This window comes from Paracoccus laeviglucosivorans (assembly GCF_900182695.1).
Classification (GTDB): domain Bacteria; phylum Pseudomonadota; class Alphaproteobacteria; order Rhodobacterales; family Rhodobacteraceae; genus Paracoccus; species Paracoccus laeviglucosivorans.
The window spans coordinates 1-5,436 of sequence record NZ_FXTK01000056.1; the positions used below are offsets into that span (position 1 = coordinate 1).

The 5,436-nt window shown below is 58.4% G+C and carries 3 protein-coding genes and 1 pseudogene; 2 read left to right on the plus strand and 2 right to left on the minus strand.

Features of this window, described 5'->3' with window-relative positions; genetic code table 11:
• Positions 1 to 118 precede the first annotated feature (118 nt).
• Both msrA and FN835_RS20820 read right to left on the minus strand, forming a co-directional pair.
• Complete coding sequence (msrA, locus tag FN835_RS20815; protein WP_142665144.1) at positions 119 to 577, minus strand: peptide-methionine (S)-S-oxide reductase MsrA; 459 nt, start codon at positions 575 to 577, stop codon at positions 119 to 121.
• A gap of 28 nt (positions 578 to 605) precedes the next feature.
• Positions 606 to 1,550, minus strand: a pseudogene (locus FN835_RS20820) (thioredoxin family protein); the annotation flags it as partial.
• Between the two features lie 300 nt (positions 1,551 to 1,850).
• On the opposite strand from FN835_RS20820, the gene FN835_RS21410 reads away from it, so the two are divergent.
• Together FN835_RS21410 and FN835_RS20825 are read left to right on the plus strand one after the other, a co-directional pair.
• Positions 1,851 to 3,041, plus strand: a complete 1,191-nt coding sequence (locus FN835_RS21410) for a hypothetical protein (protein WP_185958792.1) — start codon at positions 1,851 to 1,853, stop codon at positions 3,039 to 3,041.
• On the plus strand, positions 3,016 to 5,043 hold the full coding sequence (locus FN835_RS20825) for an ankyrin repeat domain-containing protein (protein ID WP_185958793.1): 2,028 nt from the start codon (positions 3,016 to 3,018) through the stop codon (positions 5,041 to 5,043). The genes FN835_RS21410 and FN835_RS20825 overlap by 26 nt, the downstream gene beginning before the upstream one ends.
• Positions 5,044 to 5,436 lie beyond the last annotated feature (393 nt).

Here is a 5,436-nt window from a genome sequence, read left to right on the forward strand (position 1 = left end):
ATCAAGATGTCACTTGGTGGCCGCAGCCCGATCGAATACCGTAAAAGCCTCGGCCTTATACCGTAAAAACAGTCCAACATTTTGTCCGCACCCCCACCGGGTCACGTCTCGGTGGAAATCAACAGATATAGGCCTTGGCGGCCCCGGCCTGCGCGTCCGAGGTCGGAAAGATGGCCGAGCGGTATTGCGTCCCCGTATCCGGCCCCTGCCGGTTCAGCTGCGTCGGGTCATGCACGACCGAGAACAGGATCTGCAAGAGCTCGCCATAGCTGATCTTGGCCGGGTCGTATTCGATCCTGACCGCCTCGGCATGGCCGGTCCGGCCGCCGCTGACCGTCCGGTAATTCGCATCGGCCTGACTGCCCCCCGCATAGCCCGAGGTGGCGCTGATGACGCCATCGACATGCTGATAGACGCCCTGCACGCCCCAGAAGCAGCCCCCGGCAAAGATCGCGGTGGCGGTCCCGGTTTCGGAAATGTCGGCGCTGGGGGCGGGGATGGCGCGCGGCTCCTCGCCCGCGATGGCGGGCAGGGAAAGGGCCGCGATGGCCGCAATGGTTTTCAGCAGGATACGCATCGGTGTCGTCCTTTAAGCCAAAGGTAAAGGCAAAGGCCTGCGTGCCGGGATCAAGGAACCTGATCTCGAAGGTGCGGTCCTGCACCTCGCCGGTCTGCCGGATCAGTTGATACAGTCGTTCTTCGGTAATTGTGCCATTGCCCTGCGCATCGACATCCATCCCATGCGCATCGGCCGGGGGCTTGCCGTCGATCGTCACGGTGAAACGGACCGGCTTGCCATCCGCCCCCGGCCCCAGCACCAGATGCAGGTCGCGCGCATGGAAGCGGTAAAAGATGCTGCCGCCCGCCGCGTTCAGGCCCGCATGTTCCTGACCGATGGTCCAGTCGCCGGTCAGACCCCATTCGTTCAGGCGGGGATCGGCTGCAGCGTAGGTGTGGGGCGCATCGGGCACCATGTCGCCGCTGACGAAATTCTCGGCCCGCAGATAGCCGACATAGGTTTCGGGCGACCCGACCGCCGCCAGATCCGAGGGAGCCTCGGCCCCCGTCGCACTGACGTTCACGATGCCGTCCGCGACCGGGCTGCCCGCTTCGGCCAGCAATTGCTGGATCACCCGCTCGGAGCCGTCATAATCCCCTTCGCCGAAGTGGTGATGCCGGATCTGGCCCTTGGCGTCGATGAAGTAATGCGCGGGCCAATACTGGTTCTTGAAGGCGCGCCAGATGGCATAGTCGTTGTCGACCGCAACCGGATAGGTGATCGACAGGTCGGCCACGGCCTTTTCGACGTTGGAAAGCTTTTTCTCAAAGGCGAATTCCGGGGCGTGGACGCCGATCACGACCAGTCCCTGATCCTTGTATTTCTCGGCCCAGGCCCGGACATAGGGGATGGAGCGCAGGCAGTTGATGCAGGAATAGGTCCAGAAATCGACCAGCACGACCTTGCCCTTCAACTGCTCGGTCGTCAGCGGGTCCGAGTTCAGCCAGCTGACTGCCCCATCGCCATGGACGGCCCACGAAAGCCCAACCAAAGCGCCGCGGCGCCAAGGCCGGTCATCATCATCATCTGTCTTCTGGTCAGCATGGCGGGATCTCCCCTCGCACCAAACGCATATGAGGTAGATACGAGGGAATGCCGGTCACGGGTGCAAGGATTATTCTCGATGCCGACAGAGCAGTTGGCGATCGGAGCGCCGCGCGCTTTCAGAAATGGCGCCCTCTGGCCGGCGGTGAAGCTAAAACATGCAAGGCATGACACATTTGCGTCATGCGCGTCCATACGAAGGCTTCCATGATCTCCCGAAATGGAGTTCAGACCGAGGTCTCCCACCATGTTTCGGCATCTTCTCTATCCGGGCATAGTCGCGCTTGCTGCATGTCCCGCCGCGGCTCAGGAATTCCCTGAAAGCCCGACATCCATGTCGCAATGCTATGAAGTGTATTGGACATTATACAGAGCAGCCAACGAACGCTACCAGAGCGTCGTGGTGAGTGGACCAAATTATCAAGATTTCTCGTCTTACTCTGCATACAGTCCGGTCAATGAACATCACCATAAAGTTGTCGTTCCTGCAGCCCTGAGTGAACGCAGAGCTGCTTGGGATGCTGCCAAATCCGGCGAGAGAATGTGCCTCGACCGATTCTATGCGCGCAGGGACGCGGAGCAGGACGCGCGCAGGGCCGAAGCAGAAGCTCGCCGGGCAGATCGCTCAAGTAATACCAGTTTCATATCGACGGAGGCCGCTGTCGGCTCGGCGCCGGGAATGGCTCTCGCGAAGGCCGGCACATCAGCCGGCGCCATGGCCATCAAGCACGGGACAGCCAGTGCGCCCTATCTGCGCGCACAGCTCGGAACCGTCTCCATCCTGAACTCGCTGACCGACCTCCAGCAAAATTGGGGACGCTATTCCGGAAGTGAGCGTATCCTTTCCATCCTCGGCACCGGCAATTCACTGATGCGTCGCTTCCAATCTCCCGGCACGAGCACGACTCAAGGAAATCTCAGCGGCTTCCTCACATCATTCGCCCTGGATTACCTCACCGGCATCAATGCCGGCGCCATGGCAGATCTCGACAATGCCTTCGCTTCGTTTTCGGGCACCGGAACGTATGATCCGACAACCACCCTGGTTCTCCAGATTGGCCAGATCATGCTGCAACCGGATGATGAATATGCCGAGAAGATCAGCCAAACGGAAATGAGAACCGCTTCGGAGAAAAGGGTCCACGGGCTCGCGTCAAGCGAGGCGATGAAAACCGCGGCTGCCGAGCGCGCAGCAAAGGCGCGGGCTGCAGCGAAGGAAAATGCAAGCACCAAAGGAAAAGCTAATACGCGGTCAAAACCAAATGACCAGGAAAGAGCAAACACACGATCCGATGCATTCGACCCCTATAAAGACAAAACGCGGAGAGCTCTCTGCAGGTATTGGAATCAAAAAAATTATGGAAGAAATGACGATACTATGTGTGAACAGTATCAATTCTGGAGGGGTCCAATTGAACCATGGCATAGGCCTAAGTGAAATGAAAACGCGCACAATCGGCACAGCTGTAATCTTATCATTCACTGCTCCAATTCAACCGTCTTTTGCGCAAGATGTCAAAGCTTCACAGCCCGGATTTCCTGACGAGATAGTCGAACTACTCTACAACAAAACAAACGGCCAGGGCGCAGTCGAGAATATCACCGGGAAGATGACCCCCGGCGAGAAGTCATCCTTCCTCTCATATTGCATCGAGAGCGGCATGCCGGGATGCCTGGATCTCGCGCTCTCCATCGGCGCGGATGCCAATGCACCTGTTGGGGAGGTTACTCCGCTTGCAATGGCCATCGAACGGGGCAACCCGGAAACCGTCGCGCGCCTCGTCGCCGCCGGCGCCGATCGCAGTCCTGAGGCGAAGGGCAATCCGCTCAATCTCGCAATTGAGTCCGGCAATACCGAGATCATCCGGTCTGTCGCGGAAAACCCCGCGGATGTCGGCAAGGCCTTGACCCTCATGGGTGCGGAAACCGGCCGCAATCACCTCATCACCCAGGGGCTCGCCCTTGGCGCGCCGGCAACGGCCGAGAAATTCGAGGACACGCCTCTCGTCAAGGCAATCACCAATGAAAACATCGACGGCGCACAGCTCCTGCTCGAAAATGGCGCCAAAGCCAGTCTCGCGCAGGGGCCAGCCCTGCAACTCGCGATCGCAACCGGCCAGGTCGACATGGCAGCAATGCTCATCAAGTCCGGTGCCGATCCCAATACACCCGGACCTGATGGCAGCACGCCCCTGAGCCTCGCCGCTGCGGCGGATTCTCTGCCGATGGTCGGAGTGCTGCTGTCACTCGGAGCGGATCCGAAACAGCGCAACCTCGATGGCACCAGCCCCGCAGAGATCGCGGCTGTTCTCGGCCGAAACGAGATCTCTCTTAAGCTGGGCGGAGCGACTGGGCTGGAGCCGGTCGATATCCTCGGCCCGGTCATGGCCGCAGATCCCGCCAAGCTCCGCCAGGCACTCGAAGCCGGTGGCGACCCCAATGCCATTTCCCCTGAAGGATACCCGATCCTCCAGATCGCCGTGGCGAGCGGAAATATCGAGATGGTCAAGTCGCTCCTCGACAACGGCGCCGATCCGACACGGAAGGCTCGTGACGGATCCAATGTCATGCACCTGCTCTGTGGCACGCATACTGACGCAGAGCGCCTGGAGATCACCGGCCTGCTCATCGCCAAAGGCGCGGAATCTTTACTGACCGAGCCGAATGACAAGGGAAGAAGCCCGATCGTGGCCGCAGCTCCCTGCGCTCCCTGGCTCCAACTGTTGAAGGACAAGAGCCTCATCGGACATGCCGATGAAGACGGCACCACATTGGCCATAGCCGCTGCCATTTCCAAGAACATCACCATGCTCGCGGCAATCGAAAGGATACAGGTCGAACTTGGTGATGGGGTCGATCTCTATGCCACGCCTGAGGGCATCAGCATGGGCGACATCATGCGGATCAATTTCCTTGGCGGCATGCTTCTCGCCCCCAATGACAGGCCCATCCGGTTCAATGCAAGGCTTGTGCCGATATCAGGAGACAGGCCGGGGTTCGGTCTCCCCGAAAGTGAAGTTATTGCGATGCAGACCTCCTTAAAGGAATGGGGATACTATAGCGGAAAAATCGATGGGGACATGGGGGCCGGGACAGCGACGGCTCTTGCTGAATTCCTGCAAAACCGGGCCTTGGAATTGGACATCAGCCGGGACCACCTCATCCACAAGGGCCTCGCCATTCAAACAGTGCAGTTCAATGACAAGAAAACCCGGATGAAGAGTGATAGCTGTGAGATAAGCAGTCACAGGGATAACTTGCCCAACGGCGTTATCTACGGCATCGCATGCAAAAACCCAATTAGCTATAGCCCGCACTGGACCTCGAATGGGGTCGTGTATCTTGAGCACGGCAATGGCAAACGTGAACTGATCATTACCGGCCAAGAGGGATGGAGTTCCAAGAGCGCCCTGAGATACGGGCTGAAATCGAACAACTGAGCGATCTGTAAAATCAAAATAGCGAGTTTACCGAAGTCGGGCAGAAAGCTGACTTCAATGGGAGGGTTGAATATTTCCAACAAGATACGTTGTTTCTAATCTCATCGGCTCAGGTATCCAGATCACGGGGGGCTATCGGCTGGCCCCGGTGTGATCATTGGTGAGAACATATTTATCAAGGAGGATGTTCTTTTCGGGCGTCAGGATGGATACTTCCAGGATGATTTTACCGTCTACCAGAAGAGCTTTGGCTCCGTAAGTGTTCACGAAAAGATTTGGGGTGAGGGCACAGCGCTTCGTAAGCGTTTTCTAGGCCGCACCTTCCGAGTTTTCGGCTGACCTGCGACTCCGTGTCTGACGGAGATTAGCGGTTGAGTTTCGCGATGGCGACTA

Coding starts and splice junctions, on each gene's coding strand:
- msrA (WP_142665144.1), bottom strand. CDS start 577: ATGCGTATCCTGCTGAAAACCATTGCGGCCATCGCGGCCCTTTCCCTG.
- FN835_RS21410 (WP_185958792.1), top strand. CDS start 1,851: ATGTTTCGGCATCTTCTCTATCCGGGCATAGTCGCGCTTGCTGCATGT.